16 protein-coding genes are annotated in these 18271 nt (G+C 69.6%); 7 read left to right on the forward strand and 9 right to left on the reverse strand.

Features of this window, described 5'->3' with window-relative positions; all coding sequences use genetic code 11:
- Positions 1 to 339 carry a sec-independent translocase gene (locus AB0E69_RS22580; RefSeq protein ID WP_360149153.1) on the forward strand — a complete coding sequence of 113 codons (339 nt, stop codon included), beginning with the start codon at positions 1 to 3 and terminating at the stop codon, positions 337 to 339.
- Between the two features lie 31 nt (positions 340 to 370).
- Here the strand turns inward: AB0E69_RS22580 and AB0E69_RS22585 are convergent, their stop codons facing one another.
- Positions 371 to 3598, reverse strand: a complete 3228-nt coding sequence (locus AB0E69_RS22585) for a S8 family serine peptidase (RefSeq protein ID WP_360149156.1) — start codon at positions 3596 to 3598, stop codon at positions 371 to 373.
- Positions 3599 to 3694: 96 nt separating this feature from the next.
- Between AB0E69_RS22585 and AB0E69_RS22590 the strand changes: the two genes are divergently transcribed.
- Positions 3695 to 4240: a GNAT family N-acetyltransferase gene (locus AB0E69_RS22590; protein WP_360149159.1), complete on the forward strand. Its 546-nt coding sequence runs from the start codon at positions 3695 to 3697 to the stop codon at positions 4238 to 4240.
- Here AB0E69_RS22590 and AB0E69_RS22595 read toward each other — a convergent pair.
- The 5 genes from AB0E69_RS22595 to AB0E69_RS22615 form a co-directional block, all read right to left on the reverse strand.
- The gene (locus AB0E69_RS22595; protein WP_360149162.1) at positions 4221 to 5366 is read right to left on the reverse strand and encodes an Mrp/NBP35 family ATP-binding protein; all 1146 of its coding nucleotides are present in this window, start codon (positions 5364 to 5366) and stop codon (positions 4221 to 4223) included. The two genes, AB0E69_RS22590 and AB0E69_RS22595, sit on opposite strands and share 20 nt — an antisense overlap.
- Before the next feature lie 103 nt (positions 5367 to 5469).
- The gene (locus AB0E69_RS22600; RefSeq protein ID WP_360149165.1) at positions 5470 to 6033 is read right to left on the reverse strand and encodes a hypothetical protein; all 564 of its coding nucleotides are present in this window, start codon (positions 6031 to 6033) and stop codon (positions 5470 to 5472) included.
- Positions 6034 to 6037: 4 nt separating this feature from the next.
- Positions 6038 to 6937, reverse strand: coding sequence for a zinc metalloprotease HtpX (gene htpX / locus AB0E69_RS22605; protein ID WP_360149168.1), 900 nt, complete (start codon positions 6935 to 6937; stop codon positions 6038 to 6040).
- Between the two features lie 48 nt (positions 6938 to 6985).
- Positions 6986 to 7489, reverse strand: a complete 504-nt coding sequence (locus tag AB0E69_RS22610; protein ID WP_360149171.1) for a DUF1003 domain-containing protein — start codon at positions 7487 to 7489, stop codon at positions 6986 to 6988.
- Positions 7479 to 8747, reverse strand: coding sequence for a CBS domain-containing protein (locus tag AB0E69_RS22615; protein WP_360149174.1), 1269 nt, complete (start codon positions 8745 to 8747; stop codon positions 7479 to 7481). The genes AB0E69_RS22610 and AB0E69_RS22615 overlap by 11 nt, the downstream gene beginning before the upstream one ends.
- Before the next feature lie 162 nt (positions 8748 to 8909).
- On the opposite strand from AB0E69_RS22615, the gene AB0E69_RS22620 reads away from it, so the two are divergent.
- The 3 genes from AB0E69_RS22620 (at position 8910) to AB0E69_RS22630 (ending at position 13711) form a co-directional block, all read left to right on the forward strand.
- Positions 8910 to 9878 carry a helix-turn-helix domain-containing protein gene (locus AB0E69_RS22620; protein WP_360149177.1) on the forward strand — a complete coding sequence of 323 codons (969 nt, stop codon included), beginning with the start codon at positions 8910 to 8912 and terminating at the stop codon, positions 9876 to 9878.
- A 135-nt stretch (positions 9879 to 10013) separates the two neighbouring features.
- Positions 10014 to 11642 (forward strand): S8 family serine peptidase, encoded by a 1629-nt coding sequence (locus tag AB0E69_RS22625; protein WP_360149180.1) that lies wholly within the window; start codon positions 10014 to 10016, stop codon positions 11640 to 11642.
- 14 nt (positions 11643 to 11656) lie between these two features.
- On the forward strand, positions 11657 to 13711 hold the full coding sequence (locus AB0E69_RS22630) for a PA domain-containing protein (RefSeq protein ID WP_360149183.1): 2055 nt from the start codon (positions 11657 to 11659) through the stop codon (positions 13709 to 13711).
- Between the two features lie 37 nt (positions 13712 to 13748).
- Here AB0E69_RS22630 and AB0E69_RS22635 read toward each other — a convergent pair whose 3' ends face one another.
- Positions 13749 to 14276: a hypothetical protein gene (locus AB0E69_RS22635; RefSeq protein ID WP_360149186.1), complete on the reverse strand. Its 528-nt coding sequence runs from the start codon at positions 14274 to 14276 to the stop codon at positions 13749 to 13751.
- A 97-nt stretch (positions 14277 to 14373) separates the two neighbouring features.
- Between AB0E69_RS22635 and AB0E69_RS22640 the strand changes: the two genes are divergently transcribed.
- Complete coding sequence (locus AB0E69_RS22640) at positions 14374 to 15336, forward strand: CoA ester lyase (protein ID WP_360149189.1); 963 nt, start codon at positions 14374 to 14376, stop codon at positions 15334 to 15336.
- Here AB0E69_RS22640 and AB0E69_RS22645 read toward each other — a convergent pair.
- Both AB0E69_RS22645 and AB0E69_RS22650 read right to left on the reverse strand, forming a co-directional pair.
- On the reverse strand, positions 15333 to 15944 hold the full coding sequence (locus tag AB0E69_RS22645) for a LuxR C-terminal-related transcriptional regulator (protein ID WP_360149192.1): 612 nt from the start codon (positions 15942 to 15944) through the stop codon (positions 15333 to 15335). The two genes, AB0E69_RS22640 and AB0E69_RS22645, sit on opposite strands and share 4 nt — an antisense overlap.
- A 40-nt stretch (positions 15945 to 15984) precedes the next feature.
- Positions 15985 to 16641, reverse strand: a complete 657-nt coding sequence (locus AB0E69_RS22650) for a peptidylprolyl isomerase (protein WP_360149195.1) — start codon at positions 16639 to 16641, stop codon at positions 15985 to 15987.
- Positions 16642 to 16761: 120 nt separating this feature from the next.
- Between AB0E69_RS22650 and AB0E69_RS22655 the strand changes: the two genes are divergently transcribed.
- Positions 16762 to 18234, forward strand: a complete 1473-nt coding sequence (locus AB0E69_RS22655) for a serine/threonine-protein kinase (protein ID WP_360149198.1) — start codon at positions 16762 to 16764, stop codon at positions 18232 to 18234.
- Positions 18235 to 18271 lie beyond the last annotated feature (37 nt).

Consider the following 18271-nt stretch of genomic DNA (forward strand, 5'->3'; position numbering starts at 1 on the left):
ATGTTCGGCATCGGACCGCTCGAGTTGGTGGTGATCGCGGTGGTCGCCGTGCTCGTCTTCGGCCCGGACCGGCTGCCCGAGTTCGCCCGCACCGCGGGCCGGCTGCTGCGCCAGGTCCGCCAGATGGTCACCAACGCGCAGAACGACCTGCGCAGCGAGCTCGGCCCGGAGTACGCCGACCTCGAGCTCCAGGACCTGAACCCGCGGAACTTCGTCCGCAAGCACCTGCTCGACCCCGTCGACGAGTACGTCGACAAAACGGTCACCGAGTTCAACGCCGAGCCCGCCCCGCGCCTCCCGGCCGGCCAGAAGCCCCCGTTCGACCCCGAGTCCACCTGACCCGGTCTCCCGGGCCAGGCGGACTGCATGGTCAGCGTTGCAGGTACGCGTTGGCGGTCGTCTGGGTGACGGTGGTGCCGTCTGCGTCGGTCAGAGTCGTTCTGAGCGACACGGACTTCGCGCTGTGCGGAGTGGTGTAGATGGCCTTGTACGTGCCGTTCTCCGGCGCGGACAGGGGAGCGGTGCGCCACGTCGTACCGCCGTCGGTGGAGTACTCGACCTTGATGCTCTTCACCGTGGCGGTCGGGCCCTGCGGGGTCACCGGGAGGACAGTCACCGGCTTCCAGACGAAGGCGTTGTTGCTGTCGACCTGTGGCGCGTAGCGGACCGTCCACAGCGGCTTGAGCTCCTGGTCGGCCGCTGAGGTGAAGGTAGCGGTGTAGTCGACCCGGTCGGACAGCGGCGAGTACGACGTGCGCGTCATCGACGTCTCCAAGCGGTACGTCGCCTTGTCGGCGGGCTGACCGTCCGCGACGACACTGCCGTAGTCCTCCGAGCTGGCGACCAGCGTGCCGTCCCGGTAGAGCTTGCTGCTCGCTGTGTCGACCGTCGCGTAGCCGGTGTGGCCGTCCGGATCGGAGTAGGAGGTGAAGCCGGCGTACAGCCCGGCTCCCTGTCGCTGCACGCTGGCGGAGGCAGGTCCGGAGACCGCTGCGTTCCAGCGGCCGCTGTAGTGCTTGCCGGCCTCGTACTTGGCGGCGTTCAAGGGGTCACCGATGGAGAGCGACGCGATGGTGTCGGGGAAGCTCATGATCCAGACCGGCTGGAACCAGGTCGCCGGCCCGGCCTCCAGATGCTCCTCCAGCACCGCGGGCGCCGTCAGCTCGACCAGTGGGTACGACGTGCCGAGCTGGCCACGCATCGGTGCGTTGTGGACGAAGAACTCGTTCCCACCGGACTTGTGGAAGGCCTGCGTGACCGTCGCGAGGTCACGGTCCTTGACGGTTCGTACGAAGCCCGTCGGGAAGCCGCCGGGCACCAGATCGTCGAGCGCGTAGAGGTAGGGCGTGTCCTTCCCCAACTGGTCCGCGCCAGGAACTCCCCAGAATGCGGTGATCTGCGTGGCCAGTTGCGCTGCGGGCAGCTCACCACCGGCCGTGTACAGCGTCGTGCTGGGCGTCTGGACGCCGAACTCCTCCTGTGTGCTGCGCCGACCGTCCGCGGACGTCCGGTAGTACTTCGCGATGGTCATCACCTGGCCCGCGTCCGTGCGCGGGATCTTGGCGCTGACCGGTCGAGCCGTCCGGGCGTCCAGCACGACCGTGGTGTCCTCGGTCAATTGCAGCGACGGCTTGACCATGGCGTAGTACCCGTAGCGCCTGCCCTGGTCGACGAACTGGGCGCCGCTGACGGTGTACTCGTCCTTCGGCAGCCGGAGCGTCACCGTGCCGCTCTCGTCGTACACCGTGCTCTCGTAGGGGTGACCAGCTGCCCAGATGGAGTCGCTGGTCGCGACTGGCTCGCCGTTGAGGTCCAGATTGCGGATGGTAAGCGTGTGCGTCTCCACCTCCTTGGACAAGGCGAGTGGAAGGACCACTGAGGTGTTTGGTGCAGTCGCGACGACCCGTCCGGTGTAGCGACCGTCCGGACCGCTGTGGTTGGTCGACGAGACGACCTGGACGATCGCGGTGCCACCCGCTGGGACGGTCACGGTGTCCGTGCTGAGCCGCAACGCTCCGGCTGGTGCCGGTCCGTCTGGTCCTGTCAGCTCGGAACTCAAGTGCAGGGTGATCGCGCTGGTGCCGCTGTTGCGATAGGTGACGTCTTTGCTGATCGATGCGTCGTCCGTGTGCGGCCAGAGCGCCGTACCGAAGTTGAGACTGCCAGGCTCGGGTACGACGGTCTGCGCGATGGCCCGGGCTACGTCGACTCGGCCGGCGCCCTGGTCGAGCGCGGACTGGCCCGCTGCCGGCTTCGCGGAGGCCATCAATGCGCTCTTGAGCTGGGCGGCCTGCCAGTCGGGGTGTTCCTGGGCGAGGATCGCGGCGGATCCGGCGACGTGCGGCGTGGCCATCGACGTACCGGACAAGCGCAGGTACTGGTCGCCGACCGGCTCGCCGATGACGGCGTCCTTCGAACGGGCTGCGACGATGTCGACGCCCGGCGCGGTCACGTCCGGCTTGATCGCGCCGTCGAGACGCGGGCCACGGCTGCTGCGGTCGGCGAGGCCGTCCTGCTTGTCGACCGCACCGACGGTGAGCGCCGCGTCGGCGCTGCCTGGTGAGTTGATCGTGCTCGCCCCCGGACCGTCGTTGCCAGCAGCAACTACGAACAGAGCGCCGGTCTCGGCGCTGAGCGTGTTCACGGCCTGCTCGAGCGGGTCGAGGTCCGGGGTGTCCGGCCCGCCCAGGCTGAGGTTGACGATCTTGGCCTTCACCTCGGTCGCGGCCCACTGCATGCCGGCCAGGATCGCGGATTCCGGGCAGCCGTCGATGGTGCAGACCTTGCCGTCGTACAGGCGGGCGCCCGGCGCGACACCCTTGTACCGGCCGGCCGAGGCGGCCGCGGTGCCGGCGATGATCGAGGCAACGTGCGTACCGTGACCGTCCTGGTCGCCGGCGGTGCTGTCGACGAAGTTCTTCGCGCCGACGACCTGGCCGGCGAGGTCGGGATGGGTGGTGTCGATACCGGAGTCGAGTACGGCGACGGTGACGCCGGTGCCGATGTACCCGGCCTGCCAGGCGGTGGGTGCGCCGATCTGCGGGACGGACTGGTCGAGGGTGAGGCTGCGTTTGCCGTCGAGCCAGATCTTGCCGCCGGTCACGCTCTTCGCGCTGCGCAGGCCGGCGAGGAAGGTGCCGGCGGCAGCCTTGTCGACCTTTCCGGCGGTGATGCCGGCCGGGAGGTTGTGTGGTGTCTTCAGACCGGCGCTGGGATGCGTCGTGAGGATCGGGATGGTCTGGCTGTGTGCGTCGTCGTACCCGGCTTTGACCAGGCCGGTCACGTCGAACAGGCGCCGGTCGAGGCGCCCGCTGTCGATGAGCGGCTGGACGTCGGCGGGGATGATCGTCAGGTGCCCGTTGATCCGGGTGCTGCTGAAGGCGACGTTCTGCCGGCCGGGGCCGGACCGGAAGCCGGGGGTCCGCTCGTTGCCGCCGGGGAGGACGATCTGGTCGCCGGTGATCAGCGTGACCCGGATGTCCTTCGACGTCGGTTTGGGTTGGGTCGGTGGAGCGGCATAGGTGATGCCCGCCGGAACGACGAGCGCCGCGGCGAGGGCTGTCAGCCCGCCGCGGCGAAGTACCGATCGAAGTCTCACTCGGAGCCTCCTGCTCTGGGTGTTTTACCTCCTAATGGCCGCTCCGACCGACCGGTTGCATGCCTGACCAGCAGGGGCAGTGAGACGATCCCGGACATGCACCCCGTCCTGGAGAGCTCACGGCTTCGGCTGCGGCGGTGGCGGGACGACGAGGTGGACCGGATCGCCGGCGCGCGGACCAATCAGGCGACTGCGCACTTCCTGCCGTTCATCCCGCAGCCGTTCACGGCCGAGGATGCGCGCTTCTGGCTGCGGGACCTCGCCGAGCAGGCGGCCTCCGGGCAGCGCTTCAACTGGTGCGTGGCCGATCGCGAGACCGACCTAGGCCTGGGGAACCTGACCCTCTTCCGGATCGACCGCGACGAGGTCGGTGACGCCGAACTGGGCTACTGGCTGCACCCGGAGGCCCAGGGCGGAGGCGTGATGACCGAGGCGGTCCAGCGGGTCGCCGAGTGGTACTTCGCCGAGTTCGGCGGCCGCCGCCTCTTCATCCGTACGGCGGCGTCGAACACCGCGGCTCGCCGTACCGCCGAGAAGGCCGGCTTCCGGCACGTCGGCACCGAACGCGGGGCCTTCCAGCTGTCGACTCGCTTCGACGACGAGGTGATCTACGAGCTGCTGGTCAGCGACCTGCGGGACTGAGACCCAGCTGACGGCCGAGGAGGCCGCGGGGCTTGCCGCCCAGGGTGCCGGCGATCTTCTCGAGGACCTGCGCCGCCGGGGTGTCGGGGTCGGCCGCGGTGAGCGGCTGGCCGAGGTCGCCGCCGGAGCGGAGGCGCTCGTCCAGCGGGATCTCACCGAGCAGCGGGATCTTGTACCCGAGCCGGGCGGACAGCGTCTCGGCGACGCGGGTACCGCCGCCGCTGCCGAAGATCTCGATCCGGTGCTCGGGGCCGCAGTGCGGGCAGGGCAGGTACGACATGTTCTCGACCACACCTGCGACCCGTTGGTGCACCATCTGCGCCATGGTGCCGGCGCGCTCGGCCACCTCGGCGGCGGCCTCCTGCGGCGTCGTCACCACGATCACCTCCGCGCTCGTCAGCCGCTGACCGACCGAGATCGCGATGTCGCCGGTGCCCGGCGGCAGGTCGAGGAGCAGTACGTCGAGGTCGCCCCAGTAGACGTCCGCGAGCATCTGCACGAGTGCCCGGTCCAGGATCGGGCCGCGCCACGCGACCACCTGGTCGCGCTTCGGCTTCAGCATGCCGATCGAGATCACCTTCACGCCGTGCGCGGGCACCGGCATGATCATGTCGTCCACCGCGGTCGGCCGCTCGTCCGCGACGCCGAACATGGCCGGCACCGAGTGCCCGTAGATGTCCGCGTCCAGGACGCCGACCGACAGTCCCTGCCGGGCCATCGCGACCGCGAGGTTCACCGTCACCGAGGACTTGCCGACCCCGCCCTTGCCGGACGCGATCGCGAACACCTTGGTCAGCGAGTCCGGCCGGGAGAACGGGATTTCCTTCTCGGCCACGCCACCGCGCAGCTGGGTCTGCAGGGCTGCCCGCTGCTCGGTCGACATCACGCCCAGGTCAACCTCGACGCCGGTCACGCCGTCCAGTTTGCTGACCGCGGCGGTGGTGTCGCGCCGCAGCGTGTCCTTCATCGGACAGCCGGCGACGGTCAGCAGGATCCGGACGGCGACCACGCCGTCCTCGCGCACGACGACGGACTCGACCATGCCGAGGTCCGTGATCGGTTTGCGGATCTCCGGATCCAGCACACCACCGAGCGCCGTCGTCACCTGATCAGCAGTGGGAGCCATGCCCCAAGGCTACGTGCTCCCCCGAATCCGCCCGACCACAGTCCATGTGACATACCCCCGGCAAGGCAACCCTTACTCCGCGCCGGGGGTGTCCCAGGGGCGTTCAGAGGCCGGGGGCGCCGTAGACGGGGAACCAGCGGGAGAGGTCTGCCTCGAAGCGGAGGTCGGCGCCGACGATCGACCTGATCTGGAGCTCGGTGGCGTTGTCCCGGCGGTCGGCGCCCGCGGGGGCGAAGGGGTACCAGGTGCCGCGTTTGTAGAGGTAGATCAGGCCCAGCGGCTTGGAGCCGTTGGTGAAGTTGACCAGCGTGCACAGGAGCGATCCACCGAAGCCTGCGTCGACCAGGGACGTGTTGACCGCGTGCAGGTCGGTGACGAGGGTCTCCAGGTCGTCCGGCGCGGTCTGCCGGACCAGCCAGGTGAAGCCGTAGGAGTCCGTCGTACTGGTCAGCTTGCCGTTGTCGAGCGCGAGCAGCTTGTCGACCTCCTCGCGGAGCGCGGTGAACCCACCGCCCTCGGCCGCCTTGAAGCAGACCGAGCCGCTGCCCGTCGGACGGTAGCCGGCCGCGGTCTCCAACGTGATCGCGGCCGACGGAAGCTGGAACAACTGGTCAAGGTTCGGCGGGACGGCTTTGCTCCGGCCGAGCAGGATATCGAGTAGACCCATGGCCCTAAGCTTGCTCGCCCAGCTCGCGGGAGAGCACGCCGAGGCGGTCGAGTCGCTTCTCGAGCGGCGGGTGGGTGGAGAACAGGGACGACAGGCTGACGCCCTTGCCGGAGATCGCCGGGGCGAAGAAGAACGCGTTGAACGCCTCCGCCTGGCGCAGGTCGCGGGACGGGATCCGCGCGATGTCGCCGCTGATCTTCGTCAACGCCGACGCCAGCGCGGACGGTCGTCCGGTCAGCATCGCGCCGGCCCGGTCCGCCGCCAGCTCGCGGTACCGCGACAGCGCGCGGGTCAGCAGGAACGAGATCGCGTAGACCGCGATCGAGACGCCGATGATGGTCAGCACGATCACCGCGGTGTTCTGGTCCCGGTTCCGGCCGAGGCCGCCGTACACGCCGAAGCGGGTGATCAGGCCGGCCAGTACGCCGAGGAACGACGCGATCGTCATCACCGCGACGTCCCGGTGCGCGACGTGCGAGAGCTCGTGCGAGAGCACGCCCTCCAGCTCGTCCGCGTCCAGCCGGCGCATGATGCCGGTGGTCACGCAGACGACCGCGTTCTTGGGGTTCCGGCCGGTGGCGAAGGCGTTCGGGAGGTCCACGTCGGCGATGGCGACCCGCGGCTTCGGCATGTCGGCCAGCGCGCACAGCCGGTCGATCGCGCCGTGCAGCTGCGGCGCCTCCTCCGGCGTGACGATCCGGCCGCGCATCGCGTAGAGCGCGATCTTGTCGGAGAACCAGTACTGTACGAACAGCAGGCCGCCCGCGAGCACGATCGCGATCACGGCACTCTTGGTCAGAGCGATCAGCAGCGCAACAAAGCCGACGTACAGCAGCCCCAGCAGGAAGCTGGTGACCACCATCCGCCGGGAGAGCCCACGATCGGGCGCGAACCGAGTCTTCATCGCATGTCCTTCCTCACCTGCGATCGAGAGTAGCTCGGACCCAAAGACTCAGACGCGGTCGTCGGCGCGGTCGAGGTCGGCCAGCAGCGACCGGAGCTCGGAGCGGATGAAGTCGCGGGTGGCGACCTCGCCGACGGCCATCCGCAGCGACGCCATCTCCCGGGCCAGGAACTCCATGTCCGCCCGGGTGCGGGCGTCCACGTCCCGGTCCCGCTCGTACTGGACCCGGTCGCGGGCCTCCTGCCGGTTCTGCGCGAGCAGGATGAGCGGAGCGGCGTACGACGCCTGCAGGCTGAGCGCCAGCGTGAGGAAGATGAACGGGTACTGGTCGAAGCGCAGGCTCTCCGGCGCGAAGATGTTCCAGCAGACCCAGAACAGGATCGTCGCGGTCATGTAGACCAGGAACCGGCCGGTGCCGAGGAACCGGGCGATCCGCTCCGACAGCCGTCCGAACGCGTCGGCGTCGTACGCCGGCACGAACGTCCGGCGGGTCTCCTTCGGTACGTCGAGGCGCGTCGAGGTCCGGAACATCCGGCGGTCGTCACGGGGCATTGTGGTCCACCTCCTCGGAGTGGTCGTGCTCTCGCCAGTCGTCGGGCAACAGGTGGTCCAGGACGTCGTCGACCGTCACCGCACCGAGCAGTCTGCCCTCGTCGTCGAGCACCGGCGCCGCCACCAGGTTGTAGGTGGCCAGGTACTTCGCCACCGCCTGCAGGCTGTCGTCCGGCCGCAGCCCGTCCAGATCGGTGTCCAGCACGGCGGACACCAGCTCGGACGGCGGCTCGCGCAGCAGCCGCTGGATGTGACCAATGCCGATGAACCGGCCGGTCGGCGTCTCCAGCGGGGGCCGGCAGACGTAGATCATCGCGGCCAGCGCAGGGCTCAGCTCGGCGTTGCGTACGTGAGCAAGCGCATCCGCCACCGTCGCATCGACCGGCAGGATCACCGGCTCCGACGTCATCAGACCGCCCGCGGTGTGCTCCTCGTAAGTCAGCAGCCGCCGTACGTCCTCTGCCTCGTCCGGCTCCATCAAAGTCAACAGGCGCTCGGCCGTGTCGGTGGGTAGCTCTGCGATCAGGTCGGCCGCGTCGTCCGGCGACATCTCCTCCAGCACGTCCGCGGCCCGCTCGGTGTCCAGGCCGGCCAGGATCTCCACCTGGTCGTCCTCGGGCAGTTCCTCGAGTACGTCGGCCAGCCGCTCGTCGTCCAGCGCAGCAGCGATCTCCTTGCGCCGCTTGGGAGACAGGTCATGCAGTACGCCGGCCAGGTCAGCAGCTCGCATCGACTCGAACGCGGCCAGAATGTGGGTCGCGCCCTGACCCTCCTCGGTCTGGGCGAAGCCGCTCACGTCGTCCCAGTCGAGCACGTGGGTCTGCCCGCGCCGCCGGCGGAACCGCTTGGGGCCCTCGCGGACGGCCACCTTGGTCAGCAGCCAGTCCCTGGTCCGCCACTGCTCCATGGCCATGTCGTAGACCACCGCGGTCTCACCGCTGTCGGCGATCGTGACCGTGCGGTCCAGCAGCTCGCCCAGCACCAGCACCTCGGTCGGGCGCTGCTCGAAGCGCCGCAGGTTGAGCAGACCGGTGCTGATCACGTGGCCGACCTCGACCGAGGTCACCCTGGTCATCGGCAGGAAGATGCGGCGCCGGGTGAACACCTCGACCACCAGCCCGAGCACGCGCGGCGGCTGGTTGCCTTGGCGCATCATCGCGACGACGTCACGGACCTTGCCGACCTGGTCACCGTTCGGGTCGAACACCGGGAGACCAGCCAGCCGGGCCACGTAAACCCGCGACGGTGATCCACTCATGTTCGAAGGCTAACCGCACCCCGTCCGCAACGGTCCCGCGCCGGGCTGTGTCCCGTGATCGTCTCGCCGGACGGTCATTGCAGTCGCCAGAGCGGCGGCCTGGTTCCTAGACTCCCTCCGGCCGGTACATCGTTGTCATCGGCGTGGCAGATGGGGTGGAAGATGCTGAGAGCCACTGGGCTGGGGACCGAGAACGAGGCGACGTACCTCGCCCTGGTCCGGCAGGGCCCGGCGAGTGTCGTCGAGCTGGCCGACCGCGTGGGGCTGGCCGAGCCGGACGTACTGCGCGCTGTCGACGCGCTCGAGCGCGAAGGGTTCGTGCACCGTACGCCGTCTCCGCGCGAGCTGGTCGTACCTGTGCCGCCCGACCTGGCGGTGGAGCAGCTCGTCCAGCGCCAGGGGGAGGAGTTGGAGCGGATCCGCCAGGCGGCGTACCGGCTGACCACGGCGGCGTACAACCTGGCCAGCGACCGGCGGACCGAGGAACTGATCGAGATCGTGTCCGGGCAGACCGCGGTCGGGCTGGCGTTCGACCGGGTCCAGCGGACCGCCCGGGACGAGATGCGCGAGCTGGTCGCACCGCCGTACGCGGCCACGGCAGAGGTGAACCGGACCCAGCTGGCCCGACAAGCCGAGGGCGTCACGTACCGGGTCGTCTACGACAGCTCCGCGCTGAGCGACGCAGTGCTGTCGGCCAGCGCGGTCAGCCATGTCCGCGCCGGGGAGCGGGCGCGGATCGTTGACGACCTCCCGACCAAGCTGGCGGTCGCGGACAGGGAGCTGGCGTTGCTCCCGCTCGACTGGGCCACTCCGGCGCGGGACGCCGCTCTGCTGGTGCACCCGTGCGGGTTGCTGGACGCTCTGGTCGCGCTCTTCGAGATGGTGTGGGCCCGAGCCAGTCCGCTCGTGGTGACAGCTGAGGAGACACCAGAGGCGGAGGCGCCGATGTCAGCGGAGGACAGGTACCTGCTGTCGCTGCTGGTGGCCGGTCTGACCGATGACGCGGCGGGGGTGCGGCTGGGGATGAGCCGGCGCACGATCGCGCGCCGGGTGCAGCTGCTGATGGAGCGGACGAACTCACGCTCCCGGCTGCAGCTCGGCTGGCACGCCCGCGACCGTGGATGGATCTAGGGCGTGTCTCCCGTCCACTTGGTGGACAGGCTGTCCGAGTTGGTCGTGACCAGTTTGTGCCAGGGCAGATCGATGGCGGTCAGCCGTGAGGCCCGCGTGTAATGCGGGAAACCCCGCCTCTCCCTGGAGTTTCCCTTGCCCCAGTACTCGTTTCGCGGCCTGGCCGCGGCCGGCGCGACCCTCGCGCTGCTGGCCGCGACCCTGCCCGCGTCCCCAGCGGGAGCCGTCCCAGCTGCTTTCTCACCGTCGACCTCACCGTCGACCTCACCGTCGACCTCACCGTCGACCGTCCGGCCCGCGACCCGCTCGGTCACGTTGATCACCGGCGACAAGGTCACCACGACGACGACCGCGGACGGCCGGACCACGGCGACCGTCCAGAAGCCGGGCGGCGGCCCGGCCGGCGCGCACATCATGACCGTCGGCAACGACACCTACGTCTATCCGGACAAGGCCATGCCGTACGTCGCTTCCGGCGTACTCGACGAGGGCCTGTTCAACGTCAGCGAACTGCTCGCCGACGGGTACGACGACGAGCACACCGACCAGTTGCCGCTGATCGTGACGTACTCCGATGCGCGTAAGCAGGCCGTGCCCGCCGGAGCCAGCGGGACCCACACGCTGAGCAGCATCCACGGCGCCGCGCTCGTTGCCGACCGCAACAACCCGGCGGCGTTCTGGAGCTCGCTCACCGGTACGCCGGACGCGCGGGGCACCAGCATGGCCAAGACCTTCCAGGGCGGGATCGCCAAGGTCTGGCTGGACGGCAAGGTCAAGGTCACGCTGGCCGACACCACCGCGCAGATCGGCGCCCCGGAGGTCTGGCAGGGCGGCAACACCGGCCAGGGCGTCGACGTCGCGGTGCTCGACACCGGTGTCGACTCGGCTCACCCGGATCTGGCCGGCCAGGTCAAGGCATCGGAGAGCTTCGTCCCGGGGCAGGACGTCACGGACCGGCACGGCCACGGCACGCATGTCGCGTCGACGATCGCGGGTACCGGCGCGGCCTCCGGCGGACGGGAGAAGGGCGTTGCGCCCGGCGCGGGCCTGCGCATCGGCAAGGTCCTCGACAACGACGGCAGCGGCCAGGACTCCTGGATCCTCGCCGGGATGGAATGGGCCGCCCGGGACCAGCACGCCAAGATCATCAGCATGAGCCTCGGCGGGAACGAGCCGTCCGACGGGACCGACCCGCTGAGCCAGGCCGTCAATGAGCTGAGCGCCGAGACCGGTGCGCTGTTCGTCATCGCCGCTGGCAACTCCGGGCCCGGTCCGTACTCGGTCAGCGCCCCAGGTGCGGCCGACGCCGCGCTGACAGTCGGAGCGGTTGACTCGTCCGACCGGCTGGCCGGCTTCTCCAGCCGCGGTCCGCGGCTGAACAACAACGCGCTCAAGCCAGAGCTGACGGCGCCCGGCGTCGACGTGCTGGCCGCGCGGTCGCAGTACGCGCCGGAGGGGGAGGGCCCGTATTTGACGATGAGCGGTACCTCCATGGCCACTCCGCATGTCGCGGGTGCCGCGGCTCTGCTGGCCAAGGTGCACCCCGACTGGACAGGGGTCCAGCTCAAGGACGCCCTGGTGAGCACGACCAAACGCACTAGTGCGATCAGCCCGTACGCCGGGGGTAGCGGGCGACTCGACGTGGCCAATGCGGTCAAGAGCTCGGTGTTCGCGACCAGCTCGGCCTTCCTCTCGGCGAAGTACCCGGCCAGTGGCGTGATGAGCAAGGACGTCGTGTACACCAACACGGGCGCGGACCCGTGACGTTGGACCTGGCTGTGACTGCCCCTGGCGTTCCTGCTGGGTTGCTGACCCTCACCTCGTCCCAGGTGACCGTCCCCGGGCACGGGACCGCCACGGTCGGCGTACCAGGGCATCTGGACCTGGCGGTGGACGACGCGGGCTACAGCGCGATGCTGACCGCGACCGGACCTGCGGGTGAGCTGCACACCCCGGTCGGTCTCAGCAAGCAGAGCGAGCGGGTCAAGCTGACGCTGCAGGGCAAGGACCGCGACGGCTCGGCGCTGCCCGGACTGGTCATTGTCAAGGACGTCCGCCGCGACACCGCGCCGCACGCGTACCTGATCGACGAGAGCGGCCGCGTCGAGCTGTCCGTCCGGCCCAGCACGTACGCCGTCTGGATGTACGCCGACGTCCACGGCCTTGACGGGCCGCACTCGCTCGCGCGGGCCGTGCTCAGCGACCCCGAGGTCATCCTCACCAAGGACCGGACGGTGATCTTCGACGCCTCGACGCTGCGCAAGGTCGCCGCGGTCACTCCGCAACCGACCACGAACAACGGCATCCGGTTCGACCAGCAACGCAGCTATCCCGAGCTGTACCGCTTCTTCGACAGCTACCAGCTCGAGTGGTGGCTTTACGACAGCGTCTGGGCAACGCCGACGAAGAAGGTGACGCAGGGGGCGTACACGGTGACCACCCGGTGGCGCCAGGACCAGCCGGCCGTAACGCTTGCCGCAGGCAAGGACTCGTGGACGCCGCAGGTGCAGAGCCTGTCCCCGAAGCTCAAGGAGGGCACCCGCGCAGCCTCGCTGGTGTACGTCGGTGACGGATCGAGTGACGGGTTCAGACGGACGTCGGTGCGCGGCAGGATCGCCGTGGTGCTCCGCAACGACCAGGTCCCGGCTGGCGATCAGGCGAAGTACGCAGCGATCGCAGGCGCCCAGCAGTTGCTGATCGTCAACGACGGGTACGGTCCGCTGGACGCCTGGTCCGACAAGCCGGCCGAGGAGGCTCCACCGCTCCCGGTGGCGTCGCTGAACACCGACCAGGGCCAGCGGTTGCTCGCCCAGCTCCGCCACGGCTCCACGACGATGAAGCTGACCTCGCACCCGTACCCGCAGTACCTGTACGACCTGGTCCAGCACCACGACGGGCTGATCCCGCCTGACCCCGGCTACCGGCCTGGTCCCAACGACCTCGCCAAGATCGAGCAGTCGTTCCGCAACATCTTCCAGGGCGAGGCGCTGGACATCCGGTACGACCTGTCGCCCGACCTCACCTGGGCAGTGGGATCGATGAGCAGCACCGTGCTCGGACAGGTCGACCACACCGTCTGGGTGACAGCCGGGCCGAAGATGCAGTGGCTCAGCCAGTCCGCCGTACCCGGGCAGCTGTCCGAGGTCGGCTCGTCGCGGGCTTACCCGGCTCGGAGCACCAGCAAGGAGACGTTGTTCGGCGGGGTCGAGCGGCCACGGCTGCTGAGCGACAACGCGATGTCGACGCCGCCGTCGCGGATCGGCGACCTGATCAACGTCTTCGGGATGCCCTCCTGGGGTGACGGTCAGCACGAAGGCACGGTGTTCGACGGCGTCACGCTGAAGTCCGCGCTATACCAAGGCGATCAGCTGGTCAGCGAGGGGTCGGACTTCGTCTCAGCCGAGGCGGCGCCGGAGCGGCTCCCGTACCGGCTGATGGTGGACGCCACCCGCACGCTGCCCAACTGGCCGTACTCGCCGTCGACGCACACCGAGTGGAGCTTCATGTCGGCCCATGGCGATTACACCCAACTGGAGACGCTCCCGCTGATCCAGCTGGACTACGGGGTCGCACTGGACCTCTCAGGCCGTGCACAACGGCACAGCGCCTTGAGCATCACCCCCTCGCAACTGCCGGGTGCAGTGGGGGCTGGCCGGATCAGCAGTGTGTCGGTGGAAGTCTCGTACGACGACGGCGCGCATTGGAGCACTCTGAAGCAGGCGAGGCTGGACGCGCCCTCGCAGGCCCGCTACGTCAGCCTGCGTACGACGGCTCGTGACAACGCGGGTGACAGCGTCGTACAGACGGTGGATCGGGCGTTCGGGCTGAGCTGATGAAGCCGGGGCGAGTCCGTGGCAGCGGACTCGCCCCTCAGCTCAGCTTGGGGCGCCGGCGGACCTTGCGGTGCAGGGTGATCGGCGCATTGCCTCGGGTGGTCGCGCGCGTACCGACCGGCGCTTCGGCGCGTGGAGTGGCGTCGTACCGACCGGCTGCCTCGGTGATCTCGCCGGTGGGCTCCAGGACGAGCAGGTCGGCCTCTGTCTGCCAGCGCGCCAGCTGCGTGTCCAGGCCGGCCGCGTTGAGTCGCTCAGTGCGCAGCACCAGGGCCGCTGCGGTCCACTCCTCGGTCCCGGGCTCCAGACGCCGTACGGTCGCCTTCCACGCCGCCAGCCGGTTCGTTGCGGGCTTCGCCGGTACGACGACGTCCGCCGAGCCGGCCGTGACCAGCCCGGGCAGCGGCTGCTCCGCGCTGTCGGCCCTGTCCGCGAGCACGACATACTGGCCGTCGACTGTGGCGAACCAGGCCGGGGCCGGGCGCCCGCCGCTCCAGGACAGCCAGACCAGGCCGGCCTTCTTCATCACGGCGGCGATCACGGTCACAGCCTCGGCGTTCTCCACGGGCCAAGAGTGTCACAGTGAGCGATGTCACCGGGCCGGGAGCGGGCGTTTCGCCGTACGCTGCCGGTGACCGGTGAGTAACCGAGCGGAGGTCCAGATGTCCGAGCAGGTCTTGCGGAGCAGAAGGTCGTGCCTGGCCACCCCGGGGTCGAACCCGCGGTTCCTGGCCAAGGCGAAGGGACTGGACGCCGACCAGGTGTTCCTCGACCTGGAGGACTCGGTCGCGCCGATCGCCAAGGTGGACGCGCGGAAGAACATCGTCGCGGCGCTGAACGAGGGCGGCTGGGGCAGCAAGCTGCGGGTCGTCCGGGTGAACGACTGGACCACCGAGTGGACCTACGCGGACGTCATCGAGGTCGTCGGCGGTGCCGGGGCCAACCTCGACTGCATCATGCTGCCGAAGGTGCAGACCGCCGAGCAGGTGGTCGCGCTCGACCTGCTGCTCACCCAGCTGGAGAAGGTGCACGGCTACGAGCCGGGCCGGATCGGGATCGAGGCCCAGATCGAGAACGCGCTCGGCCTGACCAACGTGAACGCGATCGCGCAGGCGTCGCCGCGGGTGGAGACGATCATCTTCGGCCCGGCCGACTTCATGGCGTCGATCAACATGAAGTCGCTGGTGGTCGGTGAGCAGCCGCCCGGGTACGACGTCGGCGACGCGTACCACTACATCCTGATGCAGATCCTGATGGCCGCGCGGGCGCACGGGAAGCAGGCCATCGACGGCCCGTACCTGCAGATCAAGGACGTCGACGGCTTCCGCCGGGTCGCCGGCCGGTCCGCCGCATTGGGCTTCGACGGGAAGTGGGTCCTGCACCCGGACCAGATCGCCGCCGCCAACGAGGTCTACTCCCCGCGCCAGGAGGACTACGACCACAGCGAGAACATCCTCGACGCCTACGACCACTACACCTCGGCGGCCGGCGGCGCCCGCGGCGCGGTGATGCTCGGCGACGAGATGATCGACGAGGCCTCCCGCAAGATGGCACTCGTCATCTCCGCCAAGGGCCGCGCGGCAGGCATGACCCGCTCGAACGTCTGGCAGCCGCCGGCCGACTAGGGCTGGACCTGCGCCATGATCGCCAGCAGCTGACCATCGGGGTCGGGGAAGAACGCCATCCATTCCTCGACCCCGCTGTCGTGCTTGTGGATCAGGTGCGGAGCGTCCTCGAAGCTCACGCCGCGCTCGCGGAGCTCGTCGTACGCCGTCTGGATGTCGTCGACCCGGAAGTACAGGATCGACTGCTCGCCGCGCTCGTCGGTGGCGCGAAGGAACAGCCGCGTCCCGCCACAGTCGAAGAACGCCAGGTCGCCGAACGTGTAGAGGTGCGGCAGCCCCAGCACGCCGCCGTAGAACGCCTTCGCCGTCTCGATGTCGCTGACCGTCCTGGCGATCTGCCCGATCGCCCCCAATTGCACCATCTCCGCGCCTTTCTGAACCCGTAGAGCACTGTCTGCGGGCACCCCACGCCAGGTGCGCAGCTCGGCCCGCCGGGCCAGGCCGAGCTTGCGCATCGCGTTGGTGATGTGGAACTTGACCGCGTCCGGGCTGACCCCGCGCCGCCGGGCGATCTCCCGGTTCGACATGCCGTGCCGGACCGCGTGCACGACCTGCCACTCGGCCGGTGTCAGCACGTCCGGGTGGCGGGGTCGCCCGCGGATGCCCATGTCTCACGGTAGCGCCGCGGGCGCCGGAATTACCCTCCCCCTAGACGGTCCACACCTTCAGGATTCGGATCGGGTGGGTCGGGGGGCCGTCCTGGTCCGGGTCGGCGATGCCGGCCTTGACCATCCGGTCGAAGGTGGACATGCCGGCGATCACGTGGCCGAGGACGGTGTAGTTCGGCGGGATGTTGGCGAACGAGTGGACGACGAAGAACTCCGAGCCGTTGGTGCCGGGACCCTGGTTGCCATAGGCAACGGTGCCGCGCGGGTAGGTCTCCTGCCCGGTGACCTCGTCCGGGAACTTGTAGCCCGGGCCACCCTCCTCCTGGCGGTAGATGTCACCGCACTGGAGCACGCCGAGGCGGGCCGAGTTCGTCAGCCGGAAGCACTGGGTGGCGTCGTAGAACTGGCTCTTCACCAGGTGCACGAAGTTGTGCACGCCGCAGGGCGCGTTGGCGCGGTCCATCCGGACCACGAACGGGCCGTAGTTCGTGACGAAGTACACGTCCACGGTGCCCTTGGCCCGGGCGACGGGGGACGGGATCCGGACGGGCTTGGCCGCCGGGTTCTCGGGCGTCGGCGTGAACTCGCACCGCGCCACCGGTTTCGGGTGACCGGCCGGCGTCGCGGACGCGGTGGTCGTGGTCAGCGTCGTCGCGACCAGCGTGGCCACGATCAAGGCGGTAATCGATCGCTTCATGCGACACACCGTAGTACGCCGATCGCTGTGCGCAGAGCTTCCTCAAGGTTTTCGCCGCCGACTCGATCATCTCCGCGATCCCGCCTAAGGTGTTGCGGTCCGCTGCGGAAGGTGTGGTGTGTGAACGGCGAGGTACTGGCCGGTCGGTACCGGTTGCTGACCCTGTTGGGCAGGGGCGGTGCGGGTGAGGTGTGGCAGGCGGAGGACACGGTCCTCGCCCGCCAGGTGGCGGTGAAGCTTCTTCGCCGCCTCGAAGGCGACCCGATGGACGCGGTCCAGCGGTTCCGCGCCGAGGCGCAGTCCGCGGCGCGGCTGTCGCACCCGAACGTGGTGGCGACGTACGACGTGGGCACCGAGGGTGAGCACGTGTTCCTGGTCATGGAGCTCGTCAAGGGCCCGGACCTGGCGCAGCTGATGCGTACTGCGGGGCTGCCGAGCGCGGAGCTGGTCGCGGACATTGCGACGCAGGGTGCACGCGCTCTGGACGCGGCCCACGGCGCCGGCATCGTGCACCGGGACGTGAAGCCGGCCAACCTGATGCTGGCCGCCGACGGCACGCTCAAGATGACCGACTTCGGCATCGCCAAACGCGCGGGCAACGAGACGACCGGCCTGGGCGTCCTGCTCGGTACGGCGTCGTACGTGTCCCCGGAGCAGGTCCGTGGCGAGCCCGCCACGCCGGCCAGCGACTGGTACTCGTTCGGCTGCGTCCTGTACGAGTTGCTGACCGGTACGCCGCCCTTCAGCGGCCCGACCGTGGACGCGGTGATGCGCCAGCACCTCGACGTACCACCTGCGCCGATCGCGCGGACCGACGTACCGGCGGAGCTGCCCAACCTCGTCAGCGCGCTGCTGGCCAAGGACCCGGCGGACCGGCCGACGTCTGCGGCAGCGGTGGCTGCGCTGTTGGCTAAACCAACGAGCGCGTTGGTGGCTACGCCAACGAACGCCGGGCCGACGAACCAGACACAGGTCCTGGCCCTGCCTGCCGACGAGCCGCTGGACATCGGGCACTGGGAGGAAGAGGAGCCGGAGTCCGCTCACCGGGCGCCGCGCAAGGCCTTCCCACTGGCCAAGTTCGGCATCGCGGCAGCCGTCGTACTGGCTGCGATCACCGGCGCCATCCTGCTCAAGGAAGCCGTCTCGACCGACCCGCCGACCGCACAGGCCGGCGGTACGCCGTCGGTCCCGGTCCAGAAGGTCTCGGTCGCGCCGACGACCACTGCGAAGCCCACGCCGACTCCGACGAAGACGCCGTCCAAGAAGGCGACCCCGAAGCAGACACCCAAGCAGACGCCGAAGGCGGACCAGCACGGCGCACTGGTGAATGCGCTGCGGACGCTCGCCGCGCAGGTCCGGGCGACGCAGCAGGACGGCCACAGCCGAGCGCCACGCGAGGCAGCGCACGACCTGGACCAGGCCGCCGAGGCTCTGGACCACGGCGACACCGACGCCGCCGCCAAGCACTTCAACGACGCCCGGCAGCGGCTCGTGGAGGCGCAGCAGCGGCACCGGTGGCAGGCGACGCCGCAGATCGTCGCGCTGTTCTCGGTCGTCAGCAGCTCCCTGCCGCAGACCAACAACCACGAGTGAGTCACGCGACCTCCTGCAGGTGGCTCGTGTCACAGCG

Origin of the sequence: Kribbella sp. NPDC026611, assembly GCF_040638345.1 — a bacterium.
Taxonomy (GTDB): domain Bacteria; phylum Actinomycetota; class Actinomycetes; order Propionibacteriales; family Kribbellaceae; genus Kribbella.

Coding starts and splice junctions, on each gene's coding strand:
- AB0E69_RS22600 (WP_360149165.1), bottom strand. CDS start 6,033: ATGGGTCTACTCGATATCCTGCTCGGCCGGAGCAAAGCCGTCCCGCCG.
- AB0E69_RS22595 (WP_360149162.1), bottom strand. CDS start 5,366: ATGGCTCCCACTGCTGATCAGGTGACGACGGCGCTCGGTGGTGTGCTG.
- AB0E69_RS22645 (WP_360149192.1), bottom strand. CDS start 15,944: ATGGGCATCCGCGGGCGACCCCGCCACCCGGACGTGCTGACACCGGCC.
- htpX (WP_360149168.1), bottom strand. CDS start 6,937: ATGAAGACTCGGTTCGCGCCCGATCGTGGGCTCTCCCGGCGGATGGTG.
- AB0E69_RS22650 (WP_360149195.1), bottom strand. CDS start 16,641: ATGAAGCGATCGATTACCGCCTTGATCGTGGCCACGCTGGTCGCGACG.
- AB0E69_RS22610 (WP_360149171.1), bottom strand. CDS start 7,489: ATGCCCCGTGACGACCGCCGGATGTTCCGGACCTCGACGCGCCTCGAC.
- AB0E69_RS22580 (WP_360149153.1), top strand. CDS start 1: ATGTTCGGCATCGGACCGCTCGAGTTGGTGGTGATCGCGGTGGTCGCC.
- AB0E69_RS22615 (WP_360149174.1), bottom strand. CDS start 8,747: ATGAGTGGATCACCGTCGCGGGTTTACGTGGCCCGGCTGGCTGGTCTC.
- AB0E69_RS22640 (WP_360149189.1), top strand. CDS start 14,374: ATGTCCGAGCAGGTCTTGCGGAGCAGAAGGTCGTGCCTGGCCACCCCG.
- AB0E69_RS22590 (WP_360149159.1), top strand. CDS start 3,695: ATGCACCCCGTCCTGGAGAGCTCACGGCTTCGGCTGCGGCGGTGGCGG.
- AB0E69_RS22620 (WP_360149177.1), top strand. CDS start 8,910: ATGCTGAGAGCCACTGGGCTGGGGACCGAGAACGAGGCGACGTACCTC.